Consider the following 18,119-nt stretch of genomic DNA (forward strand, 5'->3'; position numbering starts at 1 on the left):
TATTTCTCATTCCGCATCACCTCACTATACATCGCGTTTATACGTTCCATTCACGCGACAGAAGATATCTGTTGCTCGTATATATCGTCCATTTACCTTCTTATAAATGTTGTACCGTTGATATCTTCCATTCGTCTTTAAAAAAATATGTCCTGCAGGTTCTGCCGGTGTTGTTACCGTTACACCGAACGTTCCTGAATATCTTCCCAGATTATCCAGAATACGGCAGTTGACAGTATACTTTGTTTTTTCTTTCAATCCTGTATATGACTTACTGGCAGTCGTTCCTGATGAGGCCCATGAACCACTGTTGATCTGCCATTCAAAACGGCTTATTCCTGCTGCTATACTGTATCCATAAGCCGAAACAGTGAAGCGATCAAACTGCAGTCCAGAATACGATAATGAACCGGCTACCGGTGTCGCTGGAAGCGTCGTTGCTGTGACACTTGCCACACCTGAGTTAGTTCCATAGTTGTCCTGTAACAGTGCTTGGAGTGTATAGGATGTACCTGATGAAAGGCCGCTGAATGTCTTTGTCGCACTTGATCCATTGCTGGACCAGTTCCCATCAATGGAACGTTTAAAGAAATATGCTCCCCATGTCGCTCCATATCCGCCAAATCCGAAACCGCTCACCTGCACGGTGATAGAATTGATTGCAACTGCTGTAACCTTGATTGTACCAGTCGATGGCGCTGGCGGCTTCGGTGTGCTTGCTCCAGTTGAAGCAGAAGTCCCCCATACCTCGTTATAATCACGACGGAACTGAACCTCTATCGTATGATATGTATTCGGTGAGAATCCGCTGAACGTTTTGCTCATCGATCCACCATCTGTTACAGCAAGAGCTGATGATGGGGTGAAATTTGTCCATCCTCCGCCATCTATCCGATATCTTCCCAACGTTGTTTTTACATTTGAACTAATTACACATGTTATAGCATTTTGCGATACTGATGAAACGTATATGCCCGCAGAACCGCCGCTACGGTCTATGGATGGGACAGATATTGCAGCAGTTTTCCACCCTCCTGCTGGTGTATGATATCCTCCTCCTAGACCTACATCGCAATATCCATGAGCATAGACTGGGTTATTATTTGGTGTACCACTAGCGTTATGGCCAATCGTCCACGTCTTATCATATAAGTCGATAGTTTGTGATTTTCCGCCTCCAACATTGATAGCTTTTGTTTGTGTTCCTCTGATATCTGACTTAACTCCGATCCCCACTGTGCCGGCCGCATTATTACAACTATAATACGAATTAACAGATGTTATCCTGATCTGCTTTGCCGTGAAAGTAGTGGTATTTGCAATGACATTCTTTGTCATGGTATATTCCACTTCTATTTTGTAATAACTATTATTCCATACCTCTTTCCATGCCATATTACTGCTCCAGTTTTAGATAGAAATCTCCATCTTTTCCGATGGAATTATCCGGATTTGCTGTACCGGAACGGAATACAGGAAGAGCTGCAAGTTTTGTATCAATCTCCTGCTTGGTGTACACCGTATCCTTTGGTGCAGCTTCTGCCTTGCTGTGATTGTCTTTAAATCCATTTATCTTATCCGCCATACCCATCATCCTTCCTTAAAACATTTTTTCTTCATCCATCAATTTTCGATGTTCAAATTCCTGCTTTTTCAATTCCAGTGTCTGCGGATCTGATGTCCATCCGGCTTCCTTGTCCCAATGCTTCAGTAGTATGAGATTCGATGTCGGATCCGGAAGCGCATGTTTTTCCGATGTCTTGGTTTTTATGAGCTTCGGTTTTTCTAATTCCTCCACGTCGATGCCATTCTCCATTAAAATCTTTTTAACGGACTTATCGAATTCTATACGCTCCACAGTCTTCTCTGTTTCAGTGTACGTAAATCCTGTAGCTCGTTTAAACATCGCACATTTCAGTTCCTGCACGGTACTGATACGGCTATTTTTGAGCAATTCCGAAAATTCCGGAATTTTCAAATATTCATAGAAGGCACTCTTTCCTATACTGAGTGCCTTTATTAGTTCTTTATCCGTTGCTCCCTGTCTGCACCACTCGGCTATTTCCTTGAATCTGGGAAGTACATGCGTTTCGTACTTACTTCTTCTTCCAGAATTTTTTCTTGCCATCGGTGGTTCCGTAGGCGATGTAACGCGTCGTTCCTGTGCTTGCAGATGTGTAGACAAGCCAGAAGTATCCATCCGCTTCCTGAACGGATTCATAATTCAGCGTCATGCCTTTGTCGTAATATAGTCCAGTCTCTCCTTTGCTGAGAGATGCATTATTACGTACACGGATGCGGTCTACCGTAGCAACCATCGTTCCAGATGCTGCAATACCGGCCTTCTGCGCAGGCGACTTCTTTTCCAGCTTTTTTACATAATCATTCGCCCGTAATGCTCCAAGGGATCCGGCGTATGGCATCGTAATAACATTAGCTACCTTACTGCCCTGATTCTGGCCAAGGAACTGCCCTGTGCCGTCTCCGTTATCCGACAGATACATCGCGATATGTCCATCTGGTGCAGCTGCACACTTACCCCAGATACACCAGTCTCCTTCCTGCATATTTTGTGTCTCCACGAATTTTTTCAGAATCCCGTTCTTCTTACGGTCATTCCATAGATCCGGAACATAGCCTGTCGTCGTGCAGTTATAGACCGGGTATTTCATCAACTGACAAAAGTATGCGAACAGATCCCAGCACTGAGCTCCGAAAGCGCCGTCTACATCGTAGGCTTTCCCTACGACCTTCTTTTTAAATTCTTTTGCTGTCATATGTTTCCTCCTATTTCTTTTTTTGGTAATTTGTGTACTTCTCTGAGCATGACTTCTACCGTTCCGTTTCCGCCTAACGCCTTATATGGCCCGTTTAAATACTCCAGCTCTTCCAAATCATCAGATGTGACATATCCACGATTGATCAGAAATTCACATTTCTGGATGATCCTGTCGTGCAGAATGGCTTTTATACCATCCTGCAGGGCTTTTATGTATTTCAGTATCCATGCGAACATCGTCCCGAGAAAAATCAAAATGGCCCAGTAGTCTTTGACGAATGTAAGCAACTCCATGCAGCTATTTTCCTTTTAACTGCTTCATCACTTTGTCTGATGCTTTCGCTTCCCTCGTAAAGGAATTATTTTTCCACCATGCGATAAGTGCCGCAATAATCGTGAATCCTGCTGTTACCAGCTGATACACTGTATCATCCGCTATACTGATAGTTCCTTTCCCAAACACGGCAAGTAGTTGATTAACAAGTGCGATGAATAGGCATACTGTTCTAGCAACTGTGGCCGGTTCCACTCCTGTTCCTTCAGGTTGGATGACTTTCTTTTCTTCTTCCATGACTTTTCTCCTTTGCTTCGCAGAACCATTGTTCTGTTCGATGCCAGAATCATAAGCGATATGTTCCTTTTTCACAATACACGGAAATATCCTTGCTTTTATCCCTATTTTCTGCTTTATTTATCCCTTTTTATTCCCTGTTATTCTCCTTTTTTTATCCAATACAATAAAAAAAGATGCAATTTTCATGCATCCTCTTGCTCACAGCTTTTCATCTTCAATTTCTCCCATGATTTCTTTAACGATATCATCTGCATATAATACATCAGCCACCAACTCCACGAGCCTACGCTTATGCTTATACACCGTGTTATCGTCCAGTCCTAGCTGTTCAGCTATTTCTTTATATTTCATTTTCTGGAAGAATCTCATGTCAATGATATTGTAATATTTATCACTCTTTATGTTATCTACTGCCTTTTGCAGCTTTTTATAACAGGTATCCGTGTGCGGATATAAGTAAAGCAGCTTCTCCGCCTTTTTTATCCGCTTGTCGTCCTTATGCATTGCATCTCCTTTCCTCTTCCCACATACAGTCACCAATATATTTATCAATATTCAGTGCAGTACTGCGCAAATCCGAAAGAGTAAGTATTTCATTATTCTTGATCTTATCTCGCAGTACGATTTCTCTAACTTCGGCAACTGCATCCTGTACTTTTTTAAAACTTGCCCTATTCCAGGTTGTCATCTTTCCTGTTTTTTGATTTACGACTTTTTCGACGATATTGAAGCACTTGTCATCTGCGTCAATGTAATACTTATCTGTTACTTTTACCATGATGATTCTCCTTATATCTCAAACGCCCATAAAAACCATATCACCAAAATTGCAACCCCAAACGCTGCATGCAGCAGAGCCATGGCCTGCGTTGACAATGCCAGTTTCCGCTGTGGCAGCTGCTCTCTGCCTTTGTTCCAGGACTTTATGTCCTTGACAACCTTATACAACGAGTAAATATAAATCACTGCAAATATCACGATAAACATGATCCTTGATAATAATCTTAATCTTTCCATTTCTTATCTTCCTTTCCCAACGCTATTTTTATACATGTTTCCGGCGGCTTCCATTTAAAACCATACTGCCGGTAAAATATATGTTCCGGTTTTTGCATCCACTCTTTTGTCAACTGCAGAGAATCATATGAATCTACGTGTCCAGAAGCACGTGTGACCAGTACCATATCATCAAATGGCACACGCACACATACTGCCGGATCCGATATCCTACGCATTTCTTCCACAGCATCTTCCGGTGTGATCACATCATATACAGTTACCATGTTGCGCTTCTTATCCTGCCCTTTTTTAATATCCCATCCACACTATTCTTCGGAATAAAACGACATTCTTCTACCGGTGCACGAAATGTTTTTAATGTCTGATCAATAGGATCCCATACTTCTGCCTTTACACAGCAGTTTCCGCTTTCTTTGTCTGTATACTGATATAGGTTCAGAATTACATCGTAAACAACCCCGTATAAGTGCAGCTCAAATTTATTTCTAAACTCATCATAATTCATTTTTCTTACCCTCCATAAAATTAAGATTTCTATATGTCTGCAACGCTCCTGTTACCGTTATAATAGCCGTAATCTCTTCTCTGGTCTTGTCTATTTCCGTTTTGACAGATGCTGCATCCATATCTGTGTCCTTCATTTGTTGTTTATGATATTCTAGCGTATTGATATATGTCGCTTTCTCAACGTTTATGTTTCGCATGATTTCCAACGCTTTTTCTAAATTCATTTTCCTTGTCATTCCTCTCTAAAATATGTTACATACACCATAAAACTGTAACGTATTTTCAGATGCTTTATGCTGTGTGTATTAGCTGATATATAAAGGCTTTCCACTCATTTCGCAGTGTTCTTCAACAAAAAATATGTGCAAACTTTTTCAGTTCCGATTTTTCTGCTTTGCGAGCTGCAGAAACCATTCTTTCCAGCACTCTTTGTTTGACAGCCGGCATTTGTCTTTTCTGCAACAACTTTGCGCAAATATAAATACGGATTTGGGACATTCAGGAGTATTTATCAGTTTTCCTTCTGTGTTTTCGTATTCGATACGTTCACATGCTCTTGTGAGCGCATCTTCCAGCACAGCGTGATGATTGATCAGTTCTCTTAATGGTTTCAGATATTCTTCTGCATCTTCATATGCATCTATACATAGACATACTAGTTCAATATCTTTATATAGCTTTTGATATTTTTCATTATTGTTCAATTTTTATTCTCCTCCTATCCGCCTATATAAATAGACTGCCGTGTCTTTTGGACATCGTTTGCGTCCCACATGATATACAACAGCGTAGTGGATGAATCGCTGTGGTTATACATTTTCTGCAATGTCAACAGCTTCCCACCGTTTTTATAATACATATAACCAAATGTTTTACGCAGGCTATGCATCGCAAAGTTATATGGTATGTTGCATTCTTTTTTTATATCATCCATGATGCGATCGGCCTGCTGGCGGCTGATTGCTCGTATCACACCGTCCTTTCTTTGCGACTGGAATAGATACTCATGTTCTGTCAAACCGAGCGTATCAGCGTACTTCTGGACGTCCTGCACAAATTTTTTATTCAATGGAAATATTTGTTGTTTCCCAGTCTTGTTTTCTTTAATATGCATATGTCCGCCTGTGATATCTCCCACTTCCAGCTGTAGCAAATCTTCGGTTCGGAACCCTACATTGATCGCAACCATGAACAGCATATAATTCCTGTAATATGTTTCATATCGTCTTAGCTGTCCCTTCTGTTTTGCGCGATCTCGCTTTACTAACAGATACTTCGATATCCTGTGCAGCTCTTTTTCATCCTTGATTGGCAGTGTTTGTTTTTTCCCTTTGGTCTTGTATTTGATATGGCGCGTCTGCTGGCGGTCTCTATAGCTTGTTTTCGCCATCATTCATTACAAACTGATATTCGGTTCTTGGCCGATCAGTCTGAGATACTGGTATTCTTCTGGTTCCATTTCTACAAAAATCGTATTGTCCCAGCCTCCTTCATCTTCATCGTACCGACACCATAATAATCTACCTTCATCATCAACTATCAGTGGCGTGTAGCGATAATATGCAGGCATATCTTTTGGGTAATATGTCATAACTTTTTTATTGAATATGGGACAAAATTCTTCTCCTGCTTCCACAACATTTTTCCACGTATATGTTTTTCCGCGTTCATCTGGTGTCAACGCCTGCCCGCAGTTATGGCAAAACTTCTGGCCAGCTTCCAGCATAAACCTTCCACATACAGGGCATTTTTCATAAATTATACCTTCTTCGGATATTATGGGATGTTCGATTTCGATTTCTTTTCCACATTCACACTTAATGTATTTATATCCGCCGATATTATGACGCTTTACAATTTCAACCATTTTAGGTAACATACGATCTAATGCAGGCTTAATATCGTCTACCGGCAATGTGTCATCTATTTTTTCAAATGCATTTATTGCCTTTATGATAATATTCTTTTCTCTTTCATTCATTTGTTTTCCTCTTTCGTAAAATCAAATAGGCTCGGTATATCTCTTTGATCTTGCGCGTCTTTGCAATACCCTACACCGTCCCGATAGTAGTCCTGTGATAATTCAATACCGTATCCTTTACGTCCCATTTTTATGGCCATCATCGGAACAGTAAACAATCCGGCAAATGGGTCAAGCACGGTATCCCCTGTATTGCTGTAGCGGTTAATGATGCGCTCCACAATATCTAACTGTAAAGGGCATACGTGCATCTGTACCTGCCGTCGGCTCTGCTCTGTGTTAAGCGTCCGCATGCGATTGATATCATCCCATACCTCATCCGTCCAACTGCCAGGTGCAACGACCATAAAAGATGCCGGTAGCTTGTCTTGGACATCCAGCTGCTGCGCTATCTCACAATGCTCGTGATAATCGTATATACTACTTCGTGAGTATTTGCGGTATGCCTTTTGCAGGTCTTTTATATCCATCTGCAGGATCTCTTTTTTTGTCAGTAGTCTATCGCCGGAGCTTCTCCAGTAGCCATGCGCGTCGATCTGCCACTGCGCCCGGCCATATTCTTCCTTGCTTTTTACGACCGGTTCATCCGCGTATGCATTGCTTCTATCCGTCGGAAGTTTCCGGAAAAGTAGTATATATTCCGGACATCCAACTCCCATCTTACTGCCATCCTTGCATTGTTCTGACCACCCGAGCCGGTATGTCTGATTATTTTCCCGCACAACATCCGTCACAACAGTGATCATGCCGAAATACTGAAATCCGTGTTTTGTATAATGCTCAATACACAGGGCGTGGAACGGTTCTATTGTCGGCATACCGGTGCCAGTCGCATTGCCAAACAGCACTCTATCCTTTACATGTATTGCAGCTACACGCCCAGGCTTTAAGATACGCAGCAGCTCCGGCGTCAGAAAATCCATCTGCCGGAAGAACTCTCCTGTCGTTTCATTGTGTCCGAAATCATTGTATGTCGGCGTGTATTCGTAATGATTTGAAAACGGGATCGATGTATGGATCAGGTCGATACTGTTTTCATCCATTCTTTTCGTTTCCTGTACGCAGTCGTCATTTACGGCCGTGAACAGCTTCTCTTCTATCTTCACTGTTTCATCCCATACCTTCCTTTTCATAAATGCTTCTTTATTTGCTGCACTCAATCCATATTTATGTACGATTTCCACCATCTTACGGACAAGGTGGTCGTGATTTTTCCACTTCTCCAGCAACGCTGTTTTTATGTTTTCTTCATCTTCTGTGTATATAACATCGATGATCACCTGCTCTTGCTGCAAAAAGCGATATATTCGGTGTATGGCCTGGATGAAGTCGTTGAACTTATAATCAATACCCAGGAATACAGCGCGGTGACAATGTTTTTGAAAATTGCATCCGGATCCGGACATTGATTTTTTTGTTGTAAATATCCTCGTCCGCCCCTCCGAAAAGTCAATGATGCGCTGTTCTCTGGCGTCGATATCCATAGAGCCATATATATCCACTGTTTCCGGTACAGCTTTTTTTAACTCCTTACACTCATCCTCCAGGTCATGCCATACCACGAAGTTGGCACCCGGTTCCGCGTCTATAATCATTTTTGCTTTATCAATACGCTGCTGCAGACTTTCACGTTTTAATTGCGCTGCATCCAGCAGAGATCCTGCAGCATCTTGATAGAGCTGATACTCACCATTTTTTCCAACGATGTCGCCGTGCTCGATTTTTAGTTTATGCCACCGGATGTCCATTTCTGGCAGGTCATAGCCGGCGTCACTGTACTGTGGATCAACATCCGATGGCTTTGTGACAAAGATCGCCCATGAAGACATCCACATCCAAAACTCATCCTCCTGCGCCGGAAGCAGTGTCAGATTGTTTGCCTTTGTGCTATCACGCTTAAAAAATCGTGTGAGTGCCTGCCCGGTATCCATAATCTCCAAGAAGCCGGCGTAATGTATCAGCTCTTTGTACCTGTTTGGTGATGGTGTTGCTGTTGCGACGATTTTATATTTAACGCCCTTGAATTTATCAATGAATGTTTGATATACCTTTGAACCAAAAGAACGCAATACAGAAGCCTCGTCTAGTGACACTGCCACGAAATAGGATGGATCTATGTCACCATCTCGGACACGCTCATAATTGGTAATCATGATATTGTTGTCGCAGGCTCTGATATCCTTCATGCAGGTAACATATACCGGCTTGCTCATACCAAGCAGCTGCACAGCATCATGCACAAACTCCTGCTTGACACCCAACGGCATGATGAGCAATGCTTTTCCGTGTTCATACTGCGTTATGATTCTACAGTATTCCAGTTCCATAATCGTCTTTCCGAGCCCGAATGACGCAAACAGCGCCCGTCGGCCGCCTTTTACAAGCCATTTAACAATATCCCGCTGATGTGGCAGTAAGGCCGTATGCAGTTCGCTATTATCAATATCAAATCCGGATACCGGCGCCTGCTCGATCTTGTTGCGAATAAATTCAAGGTAATTCATAACATTTTAACCAGGCCTTTCAATTCCTGATTTAACGATTTTAGTAAGTTATACGGGAATGGGTTCTTTTCCAGATATTTAAAATATGTTTCAGTGTCAACAAAACTATCTATTCCACTCAATGTGGCGTGTGAGAACGGTGTATCAATAATCGTATTCAGAGCATCTATATAGTTTTCATTCACTATCTTTCTTTTTGCGTTTCCTATACAAATCTGATTTTCGCCAAGCATATTCGGCATCGCATATGCGTAAAGCTGTGTTTCTGCTCCTTCATATTTTTTGTAGCAAAATGCTTTTATTGTTTCTATCGTTTCTCCTGTAGCATATATAAAATACAGAGCATTTGGAAAATTTACATGATAACTTTTTCCATCATAGAAAATCATTCGCTTTACGCCTTCCTGTTTAACCATAACGCAGCCATTTGTAAAACCGATAATGCTGTCCGATAAAAGTATCGGTTTTTTGCATTTCTCTCTATCTCTTATTTCCAAAATTTTTCTTACCAATTCATCAGCGTCCACTTTTTTGAAATATTCTTTATTCCCTTTCCTCTCCAATATTTCAGCATCATCATTATTTGACATAAGCCTTATGACCATTTCACTCAAAATAACACCTCCACTTTACTTCTTTTTATACTGTTTACCTGTTCTATAATGATGTGCCCTAATCTGTTATTATCTGATTCCCCATTTATGAGTTCATACAGATCCCAGTATTTTTCTGGTGATTTCCTTATTTGCTCGCCTGCGTTAATATGGCCTGAAAGTAAATCAAAGTCTGGTTCAAGGACATGTGAATCCTCTCCGTAATCAACTACGAAATTATAAAAGCAATTGCCAACACGAAGCAGCTGAATATCGTCCGCAACTACTTCTATTGCATCTGCCATAGCATCTGATGATGCTTTTAGCATCCAGATTTCTGCATAGTCACAATAGTCATATCCTATATCTTCATTTATTTCACCCCAATTATTGATATCAGTCTTTCTAAGCAATTCACATACTTTTTCTACTTTTTTCGGGTCGGGGTCACTATCGAAAATATACTCATATATGCTGTCACGGATATCTAACTCAAAGTTTGATCTATCGTTATTAAGAAAAAAACGTTCTACCATATGATGAACATCCGTAGTCCAGTACGAAAATCTACACTCCGGATCTATGCATGTGCATACTCTCATAATCATATCCATGCAATTCGATTCTGCAATATTGCTTGTGACATCATCCATATGCATGTTATATCCTGGCTTTGAAAACAGATAATCGCAATCCATTCCTGCAATAGTTTCACGATTCTTATATAATGATTCATAAATTCTTTCTATTTCAGAATCTGGATAGTATTCATATACAGCTTTTACATATCTGGCTACAGGTGACAGAATGCTATCATTTTTTATATCTGTAATGTATGACCTTAAATGGTTCAACATCTGTCAATCCCTCCATAATCTTTGCGCTTATAATACCGCTCACCAATTCAAGGACCTGTGTTGCCATCTTTAAATTCGTGATCATGTACTGACGATTCTCGGCTGCTAACTCCTGGCAGCTTTTATCATTTGGATGTCCGGTATCTTCCAATTTATACGACATGCCGCGTGTCTGACCGACGGTGTTTCCGGATGCTCGGATGCAGGTATATATATTTCCAGACCATTTTCCATTCGCGCTATCAATATATATCGCTTCGTCGAATGACGCGAACGACTTTTCCAACAATAACCTAGTACTGTCATTATCCACACATCCAATAATCACCGGTGTCAGATCTGGATATCTATCCGTCACTATGTTTTTTATCTCATCGGTACTCACATACCGGTCCATCACATCGCATAAGCAACCGTGAAATGCATTTATTTTTCCGGCAAGAGCGACTGCTTTATTCTCTCCAATGTCCTGTAGTTGATATGCTTGCCGCTTCATGTTTTTTTCTTCCACGATATCGCCGTCTATGATCATCATCTTACTTTCTGTTCCAAGTAGCAACTTAGGGATGTCCCTAGCGACGAGTGACCCTGTTCCTCCAACCCCTACAATAATAAACAGGAAATTCATGCAATCACCCTTTCTTGTACTGTTTTCCGTATGCTACGAGTACATTTTCTGCCGGTCGAAAATCAAATGATGTTTGTTCAGCAGAAAATGAAAAATATCCATGTTGCAGCATCAGCTTGCATATCTCTACAGCTGTATATTCCTGCCCGTCTTCAAAGATTCCGTTCAGATCCAGGTACTGATTTGCATATTGCAGTCGGAACGGATATTTATATTTGTTATTATCTGCTTTTTTTGCTGCAGGTTTCTTTTCTTTTTTTGTTTCACCGTTCTGCTTCGCAGCTGCTTTTATTGGCTTTTTATCTTGTTGTTTTGGCTTCTCCGTTTTATCTTTCTTCTGTTTTTTCTTCTGTTCTTCTATTGATCCAGCGACCAACATATCCATTAAGCTCATGCTTCTACCTCCGTATCCTTACTTACATATAACATTGCAATCTTATACACGTTCTCTTTTACATCATGTGTCACTACATTTGTTTTTGTAAAACCAATGATTCCATTTTCGGTACCGCGGATTACTTTTTTCAGCTTATCAGCATCCGCACACATGCATAACGCCTTCCCGTGATACTCCTGTACTTCTACCACAATATCAATTTCATGGTCTTCTTCTCCCGGATTCGGCAAACTTTTAACATGCAGGATGCCATCTTTCATTTGAAGTTTTACATGCTTTGTATATCCTCTTACCATATCGATTGCGTCCAGTAACTCTTGAATATTCAGCTTTAAAGTTACTAATGGCTTTTTATGCTCTGGTTTTGTTGGGTCATATAGTGCGGTTGTTATCAGAGATGTATAAAACATTCGATTTTCCATTGTAAATACCGCCACCCTTCCGTCTGTAGCAACTTCTGCATCCTCTTTCAGATATTGCAGGCTTTCTTTTGGTATATTGATCTTATCATTCATACCGGATGCTTTATATTTTATGTAAAATAATCCTCCATCCGTAGCGATGATACCCTCAGAAAACACTGTAACACCATTCATTTGCACTCTTATTTTGTCATATCCTATAAAATCTTTACTCTCCGCTATGTCTTCCGGCGTGACCGACAGGACCTTTATATCTCCCGTTTCTGGTTCTTCCACATGCACATCCACCATATCTGTCAAAATAAATTTTGCTCTAGTTGACTTAACGGTTATCTTTTTATTTTTTATCGTTAAATCAAATTCTCCCAGCTTAGCAATCGTTGCATAGTCCCGTTTTGATATTGTAAAATCCACATCTTCTGAGAGACCGGCAGCTCTGTATTTACAAATGAATCCCATTCCAGCTTTGTCTGTACTATGAATAATGATAATTTCTGCAGCTGCTATTGCTATTACACGGTTATACTCCATCGCATACCTGGTATCAAAAAAATCACTGGATAATCTCATATCTCCACCCCGCAATCCCTTGCTGATATCTGCCCGGCTGCAATCTTTGATCTTTTAGGTCTTACAATCAGTTCATAACCTACAGAATCCAGATATTTGATCATATCATCTGCTGGCATCATAGTTCCGGTATCCAGATACAACAATAACCCTTTATCTCCAGCATCATATTTTTTCAACAGTGTGCATACGTCATTATACTCACGTACAGTGATTCTTTCAGATGCCAGAAATGCATCCTTGAATGCTTGTTCCACTTCTTCCGGCATTTCTACAGTTCTGGCTAAATAGTTCACCATTTCTTGTTCGCACACGTGTGATTCTTCTAAGAATAAGTTCACACATTTTGTTATCTGCGATATGTCCATGTTGTGTTGCTTGATCAGCTTTCCTGCTTTTAAAAATTCTTTTTCTGTCATATCCTCTTCTCCTTCTAATCTTCAATTTCAATAATCACTCCGCAGCTATCTCCTGTCAGTTCTCCATTTTTCAGTCGGCACACGCGGCAATAAAAGCTGGAAATCGTTATACCTAAAAATGCAGCACACTCGTGGGAATTTCCAACCATTTGTAGATTGTCATCTTTGTCATACACTGCATATGTATGTACGTGCCTATCAATCTTCTTCATGCGCTATTATCACCGTCCTTTATCGGATCCCATTTGCGCAGCTGCGCATATATGTAGATGCCGGCATTTACTTGATTCACAAAGACTTGTGCATTCTTAAACACATAGCCTTTGTATTCATGACGCAGCATACGCTCAATCACAGTAAAGTCCTCTTTCATTGCTCTGGCATGCTTCCGCTTGAATGTGGAATGATTCTTTCGAATGGTCGGCTGTTTCAGGTTACCCCGGCTCGTATTCCACCTGCGCTTTCCGCGCGGCTTTTTAGTAATATAGTTTGCCATTCCTGTGACACCATCTTCATCATAATCAATCGGTCGTAGTTCGTTCCGCCTGCCTTTCTTCCATAGCCTGTTGAGTTCATCCATTGTCAAACCTCGATCTATTACAAAATGATGATGACAACGCACTTCGTCTTCTTGCCATTCTGTAACATACAGATACTTTGCTCTTGGCTTTCCCTGCTTCTTCAAACGTTCATTCACGCGCCGGAAGAAATTTCTGATATCTTTCAATGCTTCTTCCAATGATTCTGGCTCTATTGTATATGTAAAGGTTATCCAGTAACCTGTCATGAAGTTAGCATTCAGAAGACGTATCACATGCTTTCTGGCATTTTTATCATTGAGGTTTTGCATCTCCTCTTTTGTGGGCTTTCTCCTGCCTATCGGTATCTGGCTCCATCTCGTGAATTCCGGAAATATTTCCACTTCTAGCTGCGTGCCTGAATAGATTGACTTTGTAGCATATACACTTTTTATCTTCCCATTCCTTAAAGCACGTTCAATTTGTGATTCTGATAGCATGCTTGCTTGCATATCAAATGCTCGTTCATAGTCATAGTCGAGGTAACGCTGTTTCGGCGGTCTTCCTCGTTGTCTATTGTGTTTCTTCATGTATCTCTTCCTTTTCCGTCGTTTTGTTAATATCCATTTCAAGGCCGGTAAGGACTATTCAAAAACACCTTTATTTCCTTGCATTTTCGACACTTTATGGTAAAATAAAAGTAAGTTGAATAGTCAACTGCTCACTATTAAAAGAATGTTCTGCTTGGTAGGTTAAAACATTCTTTTTTTTATACTCTTCTGATTGCGGTGAGCATATCGTCGTACACCTTTATCCGGTGCTTGTATTTCATATTCTCATCGATTCTATAAGCCCCGACATAGTGCCTTTTATTTGTGATCAGCATGAAGATTGAATCGCTGCATAGAGCGACGCGTATGTCATTGCTCTTGTCTGCTTCCTGTATTTCCTGCAGCAGCTCCGTCTGCATCTGTTTTATCGTCTGCGGTGTATCGTCCTTTGCGTATCTCATTTCCTGTTTTGCTTCCTCGTATGCCTGCATGATGATATGCCGTAATATACGCGCATCATCTTCTGACGATTCTGCCAACCTTTCATCATTCAATATCATTCCATCGTCAAACTGAAATTCAAAGCAGTGAATCGCGCGTATTGTGTTCAGTTTCTCCTCATAGACAGTAACTCTTTCCTCTTTCAAAATTTTAATAAGATATGACTTTACACATTGATACAGATTTCCATTGACGATGCGCCGTTCCATATCATCGTAATCTTTGAAAAACATACGTAATGGCATCTTATTCCTCCTGCGCGTTTTCGCTCTTTATTTTGTATGCAATACAGTGCATAAATTGACTATTGGATAATTTTGTGCTGTATGGAGATATCCCTATTGTTTTCTGTATTTCTCCATGGTCTTGACTAATTGCTTTTTCTTTAACATATCGGATACATCTTTCCACTCTCGATGCTGTCGTACCAGCTATTTCCGCAATATCTGGATATAATTCTTTTGTCACAGATAAATGCCCGGTTTTTTTTGCTATAATCAGTGCCACTCCTTCTTTTATATATTCAAACCCTTTTAAATCAGGTGTTATTCCTATGTTTAATAACATCGTTGATATACGGTCCATTTTTCTTACCTCTTGCCATTCGTTTTTATGTGCACTATCGTGTTATAAGTTCCTAGGTTTTCTGCTACAGCTTCTGATTCACATAAAATATCAATATGGTTACCTGTGTAGTTACCAGTGTCCTGCGCCACATACTCTTTACCATTTATCAGCACACTTGTACCGTATGGTATGACCGCAGGATCAACACCAATGGTCACTCCGACTTCTGGGTCAGCTCCACTGGCTGTTGCCGATGTGATGTCCATGCCATAGTACGTTATTCTAAACTCACCGGGCAGAGCTGTTCATTTCGGTTGTGATTCTAGGTATGCGATTTCTTTGTTCTTTTTTTGTAACTCAGCATTCTGTTCTTTCACAGCCTGCCGGGTCATCTGCAGTTCTTCGTTTGCTACTCTGTTAAGCAGTTGCAGCTTTTCAACTTTCTGTTCACATTCAATTTTTATCAACAAAGTGCAAACTGATACTGTCAATATCAACGCTCCAGCTATGGATACTTTCCATATTTTCATTTCCAGTATTCCTTCGCTTTCCGGATAATGCTGCAGAATTTTGATACGGTGTTCATGTCTTCCATATCGACAAGAAAAGCAAGAAACTTTTTTTCTGTTTCATCTAATGCCAAGCCCTCTACGGCTTTTTTTATCAGCTCGCGTTTAGCCATGCGGCTTTCTGCAATGATGGGTTCATTTGCTGTCATGTTTACTCCTCCTTATGCAACGCCATATTTGATTGCCAGTTCTTTTACGATTGCTGTGTATATTTCCACTAGCTTCTTGTCTTCTGCGATGATATCAAGATAATTCAACTTGTCTCGCTTGGACTTACAGACACCTTCATCCGCCATGCGTCGGCGTTTGTTTGTCAAGCGCTGTTTCAGACTACATGCACCTCTGGATTCCAGCAGTTTGTATGCTTCGCTGTGTACTTCCCGGAAAGCCTCATGGTCTCCGCAGATGTTTCCAATCTTGCGCATGACCTTTTCTGTATCATCTCTCCATGCTCTGGTATCTATGGCAACAACATTGCGGATACCCTGTATTTGTGTTTCTACGGAATCAAGTTGCTTCTGCTGTTTTTTCTGATTCAGTTCGATTTGTATCATCAAACGCAGGTCTGGTGACAGGTCCTGTATACCTATTGCACTTTCTTTCGCTTTATTTTCAATAGAAACGAAATAACTTCTTGCTTCCTCACCTTTTTCATTCTTTGCAGTCATAGATAACTTTTTTGCGAAATCAGCTGTAAGTTTGTAATCGTCAGCAAAATTACCTCTTCCTTCACTCGTTATCTGATACGAGTAAAAATCTTCGCCTCTGATTGCAAATTCATTTTCAGTAATATTCCGTTTCAACCATTTTGAATAATTGCTTTGGTTGAGTTCTAAAAATTCATACAGTTTTCTTGCAGTCGTCATTCCATCCTTGTCCACACCCAACGCTATCTCAATCGGTGTCTGATTCGTCGTGTTCATTAACTTGTTCATTTCATATTTCTCCTGCATTTTTCTTGCTGTTTCCATTTAACCCTCTTAAGAAGAAGATTACATATCCCAGCCTTTCATCGTCCTCTATATCGTCAATTAAACTATAGAGCAAGTCCCTTACGCTAAAGTCACTTTTCTCTGGTTGAGCGTGTATGGTTCGCATCGCAAGATTGAATATTCTATCCAATCCGTCTTTGTCATAAATTTCATAGATACATTTACGAATATGTTTCCTATATTGTCCGACGCTCATTTTTAAATTCTGATTTTCGACACTCCCTACACTTGAAAATCTATTAAATGATGATTCACTTTTACACCATTTTTTTTCTGCATAATCATAGATTCGTTTCAAATCTTTCTCATCTTCGATACCAGCAATAAAGTGTTCAATTTTTTCGCGATAATATTCTTTGTCCATCCTGTCACTCTCCTTTCTCACTACACCACAGTCTTTTTCAACTTCGGTTTTCTTTTCTTAAAATAATCTTCATAGCAGCTTAATGGTATGACATTTTTGCGTGGCAATTCCTCATCGCGGATTTCATACTTTTCCTTGATTTTTTTTATAATGTCACACGCTGTCTTTGCACAGCATCCACGCATCTCTCTGATATCCTTGTTCTGGATATAGATTTCAAGATCTACCGATTCCTGCCATGCTTCCAATTCTTTACGCATAACAAATTTCCCTCCTTGTTTAAGTTATCTATTTTTTTCTACTTCGCACAAGAACTTTCCATTCATATCCCAATACTGCAATACCTGTCCACATGGGTTCTCAGGTATTCCTTCACCTCTCAGTACCTCTATAACAATAACTTTTTCAACATTCACAGCATTTACTCGTCTACATCTGCATTCATTACCATAGGTTTCCATGAGGACCTTATCTATATATTCCATATGGTTTGCGCCTCCTTTCCTTAAACTGCCGGAGACTGAAATCCGTTATTGATATTTACGCCAAGAGTTAACCCTTTAAAGAAAATATTGAGGTCATGGCTAATATTCGGATTCCGTTTCTTTGCTTCATAAAGCATTTCAGCCAATTCATAGATTTCTTTCTGGTCTTTGCGCATTTCTTCTGCTGTCATGTAATCACTCCTGGTATATTTAAGTTACTCATATAATGAGTAATAAATTTAATATACCAGTTCTCCTTTCCACCTGAATTATTTGGTATCACTTCAGGTTGTGATAAAATGTGTAATTGTGAATGTGGAT

General features: G+C 40.4%; 33 protein-coding genes. All 33 read right to left on the reverse strand.

Going from position 1 to position 18,119, the window contains the following annotated elements; genetic code table 11:
• Window positions 1–24: 24 nt before the first annotated feature.
• Complete coding sequence (locus NE665_RS11080) at window positions 25–1,395, reverse strand: hypothetical protein (RefSeq protein WP_256302541.1); 1,371 nt, start codon at window positions 1,393–1,395, stop codon at window positions 25–27.
• Between the two features lies 1 nt (window position 1,396).
• The gene (locus NE665_RS11085) at window positions 1,397–1,585 is read right to left on the reverse strand and encodes a hypothetical protein (RefSeq protein ID WP_233104617.1); all 189 of its coding nucleotides are present in this window, start codon (window positions 1,583–1,585) and stop codon (window positions 1,397–1,399) included.
• 15 nt (window positions 1,586–1,600) lie between these two features.
• Window positions 1,601–2,128 (reverse strand): hypothetical protein, encoded by a 528-nt coding sequence (locus NE665_RS11090; RefSeq protein ID WP_233104616.1) that lies wholly within the window; start codon window positions 2,126–2,128, stop codon window positions 1,601–1,603.
• A complete protein-coding gene (locus NE665_RS11095) occupies window positions 2,097–2,777 on the reverse strand; it encodes an SH3 domain-containing protein (protein WP_233104615.1) in 681 nt (226 codons plus the stop codon). Before NE665_RS11095 ends, NE665_RS11090 begins: the two co-directional genes overlap by 32 nt.
• Complete coding sequence (locus NE665_RS11100) at window positions 2,774–3,073, reverse strand: hypothetical protein (RefSeq protein WP_233104614.1); 300 nt, start codon at window positions 3,071–3,073, stop codon at window positions 2,774–2,776. Before NE665_RS11100 ends, NE665_RS11095 begins: the two co-directional genes overlap by 4 nt.
• Window positions 3,074–3,077: 4 nt before the next feature.
• The gene (locus NE665_RS11105) at window positions 3,078–3,350 is read right to left on the reverse strand and encodes a phage holin (protein WP_233104613.1); all 273 of its coding nucleotides are present in this window, start codon (window positions 3,348–3,350) and stop codon (window positions 3,078–3,080) included.
• Between the two features lie 201 nt (window positions 3,351–3,551).
• Window positions 3,552–3,857, reverse strand: a complete 306-nt coding sequence (locus tag NE665_RS11110) for a sigma factor-like helix-turn-helix DNA-binding protein (RefSeq protein ID WP_233104612.1) — start codon at window positions 3,855–3,857, stop codon at window positions 3,552–3,554.
• A complete protein-coding gene (locus tag NE665_RS11115; RefSeq protein ID WP_233104611.1) occupies window positions 3,850–4,131 on the reverse strand; it encodes a hypothetical protein in 282 nt (93 codons plus the stop codon). The genes NE665_RS11110 and NE665_RS11115 overlap by 8 nt, the downstream gene beginning before the upstream one ends.
• Window positions 4,132–4,142: 11 nt before the next feature.
• Window positions 4,143–4,370, reverse strand: a complete 228-nt coding sequence (locus NE665_RS11120) for a hypothetical protein (RefSeq protein ID WP_233104610.1) — start codon at window positions 4,368–4,370, stop codon at window positions 4,143–4,145.
• Window positions 4,358–4,636 carry a hypothetical protein gene (locus NE665_RS11125; protein WP_233104609.1) on the reverse strand — a complete coding sequence of 93 codons (279 nt, stop codon included), beginning with the start codon at window positions 4,634–4,636 and terminating at the stop codon, window positions 4,358–4,360. The genes NE665_RS11120 and NE665_RS11125 overlap by 13 nt, the downstream gene beginning before the upstream one ends.
• Window positions 4,630–4,878, reverse strand: coding sequence for a hypothetical protein (locus tag NE665_RS11130; RefSeq protein WP_233104608.1), 249 nt, complete (start codon window positions 4,876–4,878; stop codon window positions 4,630–4,632). Before NE665_RS11130 ends, NE665_RS11125 begins: the two co-directional genes overlap by 7 nt.
• Complete coding sequence (locus NE665_RS11135; RefSeq protein ID WP_233104607.1) at window positions 4,868–5,104, reverse strand: hypothetical protein; 237 nt, start codon at window positions 5,102–5,104, stop codon at window positions 4,868–4,870. Before NE665_RS11135 ends, NE665_RS11130 begins: the two co-directional genes overlap by 11 nt.
• A 494-nt stretch (window positions 5,105–5,598) precedes the next feature.
• Entirely contained in the window at window positions 5,599–6,273 is a 675-nt protein-coding gene (locus NE665_RS11140; RefSeq protein WP_233104606.1) for a site-specific integrase, read from the reverse strand.
• A gap of 3 nt (window positions 6,274–6,276) precedes the next feature.
• The gene (locus NE665_RS11145; RefSeq protein ID WP_233104605.1) at window positions 6,277–6,861 is read right to left on the reverse strand and encodes a hypothetical protein; all 585 of its coding nucleotides are present in this window, start codon (window positions 6,859–6,861) and stop codon (window positions 6,277–6,279) included.
• Window positions 6,858–9,365, reverse strand: coding sequence for a DNA methyltransferase (locus NE665_RS11150; RefSeq protein ID WP_233104604.1), 2,508 nt, complete (start codon window positions 9,363–9,365; stop codon window positions 6,858–6,860). The genes NE665_RS11145 and NE665_RS11150 overlap by 4 nt, the downstream gene beginning before the upstream one ends.
• The gene (locus NE665_RS11155; RefSeq protein WP_233104603.1) at window positions 9,362–9,979 is read right to left on the reverse strand and encodes a hypothetical protein; all 618 of its coding nucleotides are present in this window, start codon (window positions 9,977–9,979) and stop codon (window positions 9,362–9,364) included. The genes NE665_RS11150 and NE665_RS11155 overlap by 4 nt, the downstream gene beginning before the upstream one ends.
• Window positions 9,976–10,815 carry a hypothetical protein gene (locus NE665_RS11160; protein ID WP_233104602.1) on the reverse strand — a complete coding sequence of 280 codons (840 nt, stop codon included), beginning with the start codon at window positions 10,813–10,815 and terminating at the stop codon, window positions 9,976–9,978. The genes NE665_RS11155 and NE665_RS11160 overlap by 4 nt, the downstream gene beginning before the upstream one ends.
• Window positions 10,772–11,443, reverse strand: a complete 672-nt coding sequence (locus tag NE665_RS11165) for a ThiF family adenylyltransferase (protein ID WP_233104601.1) — start codon at window positions 11,441–11,443, stop codon at window positions 10,772–10,774. The genes NE665_RS11160 and NE665_RS11165 overlap by 44 nt, the downstream gene beginning before the upstream one ends.
• Before the next feature lie 4 nt (window positions 11,444–11,447).
• Window positions 11,448–11,837, reverse strand: coding sequence for a hypothetical protein (locus NE665_RS11170; protein ID WP_233104600.1), 390 nt, complete (start codon window positions 11,835–11,837; stop codon window positions 11,448–11,450).
• Window positions 11,834–12,832, reverse strand: coding sequence for a hypothetical protein (locus NE665_RS11175; protein ID WP_233104599.1), 999 nt, complete (start codon window positions 12,830–12,832; stop codon window positions 11,834–11,836). Before NE665_RS11175 ends, NE665_RS11170 begins: the two co-directional genes overlap by 4 nt.
• A complete protein-coding gene (locus NE665_RS11180) occupies window positions 12,829–13,251 on the reverse strand; it encodes a hypothetical protein (RefSeq protein WP_233104598.1) in 423 nt (140 codons plus the stop codon). Before NE665_RS11180 ends, NE665_RS11175 begins: the two co-directional genes overlap by 4 nt.
• Before the next feature lie 14 nt (window positions 13,252–13,265).
• Window positions 13,266–13,463 (reverse strand): hypothetical protein, encoded by a 198-nt coding sequence (locus NE665_RS11185; RefSeq protein WP_233104597.1) that lies wholly within the window; start codon window positions 13,461–13,463, stop codon window positions 13,266–13,268.
• On the reverse strand, window positions 13,460–14,359 hold the full coding sequence (locus tag NE665_RS11190; RefSeq protein ID WP_233104596.1) for a hypothetical protein: 900 nt from the start codon (window positions 14,357–14,359) through the stop codon (window positions 13,460–13,462). Before NE665_RS11190 ends, NE665_RS11185 begins: the two co-directional genes overlap by 4 nt.
• Window positions 14,360–14,538: 179 nt before the next feature.
• Window positions 14,539–15,066, reverse strand: a complete 528-nt coding sequence (locus tag NE665_RS11195; protein ID WP_233104595.1) for a hypothetical protein — start codon at window positions 15,064–15,066, stop codon at window positions 14,539–14,541.
• Between the two features lies 1 nt (window position 15,067).
• Window positions 15,068–15,406: a sporulation initiation factor Spo0A C-terminal domain-containing protein gene (locus tag NE665_RS11200; protein WP_233104594.1), complete on the reverse strand. Its 339-nt coding sequence runs from the start codon at window positions 15,404–15,406 to the stop codon at window positions 15,068–15,070.
• A 5-nt stretch (window positions 15,407–15,411) separates the two neighbouring features.
• On the reverse strand, window positions 15,412–15,654 hold the full coding sequence (locus NE665_RS11205; RefSeq protein WP_233104593.1) for a 3D domain-containing protein: 243 nt from the start codon (window positions 15,652–15,654) through the stop codon (window positions 15,412–15,414).
• Window positions 15,655–15,693: 39 nt separating this feature from the next.
• Entirely contained in the window at window positions 15,694–15,918 is a 225-nt protein-coding gene (locus NE665_RS11210; protein ID WP_233104592.1) for a hypothetical protein, read from the reverse strand.
• On the reverse strand, window positions 15,915–16,106 hold the full coding sequence (locus NE665_RS11215; RefSeq protein ID WP_233104591.1) for a hypothetical protein: 192 nt from the start codon (window positions 16,104–16,106) through the stop codon (window positions 15,915–15,917). The genes NE665_RS11210 and NE665_RS11215 overlap by 4 nt, the downstream gene beginning before the upstream one ends.
• Window positions 16,107–16,118: 12 nt before the next feature.
• Window positions 16,119–16,928, reverse strand: coding sequence for an antA/AntB antirepressor family protein (locus NE665_RS11220; protein WP_256302542.1), 810 nt, complete (start codon window positions 16,926–16,928; stop codon window positions 16,119–16,121).
• The gene (locus NE665_RS11225) at window positions 16,894–17,313 is read right to left on the reverse strand and encodes a hypothetical protein (RefSeq protein WP_233104589.1); all 420 of its coding nucleotides are present in this window, start codon (window positions 17,311–17,313) and stop codon (window positions 16,894–16,896) included. Before NE665_RS11225 ends, NE665_RS11220 begins: the two co-directional genes overlap by 35 nt.
• 20 nt (window positions 17,314–17,333) lie before the next feature.
• Window positions 17,334–17,573 (reverse strand): hypothetical protein, encoded by a 240-nt coding sequence (locus NE665_RS11230; RefSeq protein WP_233104588.1) that lies wholly within the window; start codon window positions 17,571–17,573, stop codon window positions 17,334–17,336.
• Between the two features lie 24 nt (window positions 17,574–17,597).
• Window positions 17,598–17,798 carry a hypothetical protein gene (locus NE665_RS11235; RefSeq protein WP_233104587.1) on the reverse strand — a complete coding sequence of 67 codons (201 nt, stop codon included), beginning with the start codon at window positions 17,796–17,798 and terminating at the stop codon, window positions 17,598–17,600.
• A gap of 20 nt (window positions 17,799–17,818) precedes the next feature.
• Window positions 17,819–17,989 (reverse strand): hypothetical protein, encoded by a 171-nt coding sequence (locus NE665_RS11240; RefSeq protein ID WP_233104586.1) that lies wholly within the window; start codon window positions 17,987–17,989, stop codon window positions 17,819–17,821.
• Window positions 17,990–18,119 lie beyond the last annotated feature (130 nt).

Source organism: Clostridium sp. DFI.1.208 (genome assembly GCF_024463855.1).
Lineage (GTDB): Bacteria > Bacillota_I > Bacilli_A > Erysipelotrichales > Erysipelotrichaceae > Clostridium_AQ.

What these genes read in the sequence shown, in the direction of transcription:
- NE665_RS11200 (WP_233104594.1), bottom strand. Translation starts at nt 15,406, where the DNA reads ATGGACCGTATATCAACGATGTTATTAAACATAGGAATAACACCTGAT.
- NE665_RS11165 (WP_233104601.1), bottom strand. Translation starts at nt 11,443, where the DNA reads ATGAATTTCCTGTTTATTATTGTAGGGGTTGGAGGAACAGGGTCACTC.
- NE665_RS11225 (WP_233104589.1), bottom strand. Translation starts at nt 17,313, where the DNA reads ATGGACAAAGAATATTATCGCGAAAAAATTGAACACTTTATTGCTGGT.
- NE665_RS11100 (WP_233104614.1), bottom strand. Translation starts at nt 3,073, where the DNA reads ATGGAGTTGCTTACATTCGTCAAAGACTACTGGGCCATTTTGATTTTT.
- NE665_RS11215 (WP_233104591.1), bottom strand. Translation starts at nt 16,106, where the DNA reads ATGACAGCAAATGAACCCATCATTGCAGAAAGCCGCATGGCTAAACGC.
- NE665_RS11175 (WP_233104599.1), bottom strand. Translation starts at nt 12,832, where the DNA reads ATGAGATTATCCAGTGATTTTTTTGATACCAGGTATGCGATGGAGTAT.
- NE665_RS11190 (WP_233104596.1), bottom strand. Translation starts at nt 14,359, where the DNA reads ATGAAGAAACACAATAGACAACGAGGAAGACCGCCGAAACAGCGTTAC.
- NE665_RS11240 (WP_233104586.1), bottom strand. Translation starts at nt 17,989, where the DNA reads ATGACAGCAGAAGAAATGCGCAAAGACCAGAAAGAAATCTATGAATTG.
- NE665_RS11095 (WP_233104615.1), bottom strand. Translation starts at nt 2,777, where the DNA reads ATGACAGCAAAAGAATTTAAAAAGAAGGTCGTAGGGAAAGCCTACGAT.
- NE665_RS11160 (WP_233104602.1), bottom strand. Translation starts at nt 10,815, where the DNA reads ATGTTGAACCATTTAAGGTCATACATTACAGATATAAAAAATGATAGC.
- NE665_RS11185 (WP_233104597.1), bottom strand. Translation starts at nt 13,463, where the DNA reads ATGAAGAAGATTGATAGGCACGTACATACATATGCAGTGTATGACAAA.
- NE665_RS11115 (WP_233104611.1), bottom strand. Translation starts at nt 4,131, where the DNA reads ATGGTAAAAGTAACAGATAAGTATTACATTGACGCAGATGACAAGTGC.
- NE665_RS11145 (WP_233104605.1), bottom strand. Translation starts at nt 6,861, where the DNA reads ATGAATGAAAGAGAAAAGAATATTATCATAAAGGCAATAAATGCATTT.
- NE665_RS11125 (WP_233104609.1), bottom strand. Translation starts at nt 4,636, where the DNA reads ATGGTAACTGTATATGATGTGATCACACCGGAAGATGCTGTGGAAGAA.
- NE665_RS11135 (WP_233104607.1), bottom strand. Translation starts at nt 5,104, where the DNA reads ATGAATTTAGAAAAAGCGTTGGAAATCATGCGAAACATAAACGTTGAG.
- NE665_RS11180 (WP_233104598.1), bottom strand. Translation starts at nt 13,251, where the DNA reads ATGACAGAAAAAGAATTTTTAAAAGCAGGAAAGCTGATCAAGCAACAC.
- NE665_RS11235 (WP_233104587.1), bottom strand. Translation starts at nt 17,798, where the DNA reads ATGGAATATATAGATAAGGTCCTCATGGAAACCTATGGTAATGAATGC.
- NE665_RS11130 (WP_233104608.1), bottom strand. Translation starts at nt 4,878, where the DNA reads ATGAATTATGATGAGTTTAGAAATAAATTTGAGCTGCACTTATACGGG.
- NE665_RS11120 (WP_233104610.1), bottom strand. Translation starts at nt 4,370, where the DNA reads ATGGAAAGATTAAGATTATTATCAAGGATCATGTTTATCGTGATATTT.
- NE665_RS11085 (WP_233104617.1), bottom strand. Translation starts at nt 1,585, where the DNA reads ATGGCGGATAAGATAAATGGATTTAAAGACAATCACAGCAAGGCAGAA.
- NE665_RS11150 (WP_233104604.1), bottom strand. Translation starts at nt 9,365, where the DNA reads ATGAATTACCTTGAATTTATTCGCAACAAGATCGAGCAGGCGCCGGTA.
- NE665_RS11195 (WP_233104595.1), bottom strand. Translation starts at nt 15,066, where the DNA reads ATGCCATTACGTATGTTTTTCAAAGATTACGATGATATGGAACGGCGC.
- NE665_RS11220 (WP_256302542.1), bottom strand. Translation starts at nt 16,928, where the DNA reads ATGGAAACAGCAAGAAAAATGCAGGAGAAATATGAAATGAACAAGTTA.
- NE665_RS11230 (WP_233104588.1), bottom strand. Translation starts at nt 17,573, where the DNA reads ATGCGTAAAGAATTGGAAGCATGGCAGGAATCGGTAGATCTTGAAATC.
- NE665_RS11205 (WP_233104593.1), bottom strand. Translation starts at nt 15,654, where the DNA reads ATGGACATCACATCGGCAACAGCCAGTGGAGCTGACCCAGAAGTCGGA.
- NE665_RS11110 (WP_233104612.1), bottom strand. Translation starts at nt 3,857, where the DNA reads ATGCATAAGGACGACAAGCGGATAAAAAAGGCGGAGAAGCTGCTTTAC.
- NE665_RS11170 (WP_233104600.1), bottom strand. Translation starts at nt 11,837, where the DNA reads ATGAGCTTAATGGATATGTTGGTCGCTGGATCAATAGAAGAACAGAAG.
- NE665_RS11080 (WP_256302541.1), bottom strand. Translation starts at nt 1,395, where the DNA reads ATGGCATGGAAAGAGGTATGGAATAATAGTTATTACAAAATAGAAGTG.
- NE665_RS11210 (WP_233104592.1), bottom strand. Translation starts at nt 15,918, where the DNA reads ATGAAAATATGGAAAGTATCCATAGCTGGAGCGTTGATATTGACAGTA.
- NE665_RS11105 (WP_233104613.1), bottom strand. Translation starts at nt 3,350, where the DNA reads ATGGAAGAAGAAAAGAAAGTCATCCAACCTGAAGGAACAGGAGTGGAA.
- NE665_RS11140 (WP_233104606.1), bottom strand. Translation starts at nt 6,273, where the DNA reads ATGATGGCGAAAACAAGCTATAGAGACCGCCAGCAGACGCGCCATATC.
- NE665_RS11090 (WP_233104616.1), bottom strand. Translation starts at nt 2,128, where the DNA reads ATGGCAAGAAAAAATTCTGGAAGAAGAAGTAAGTACGAAACGCATGTA.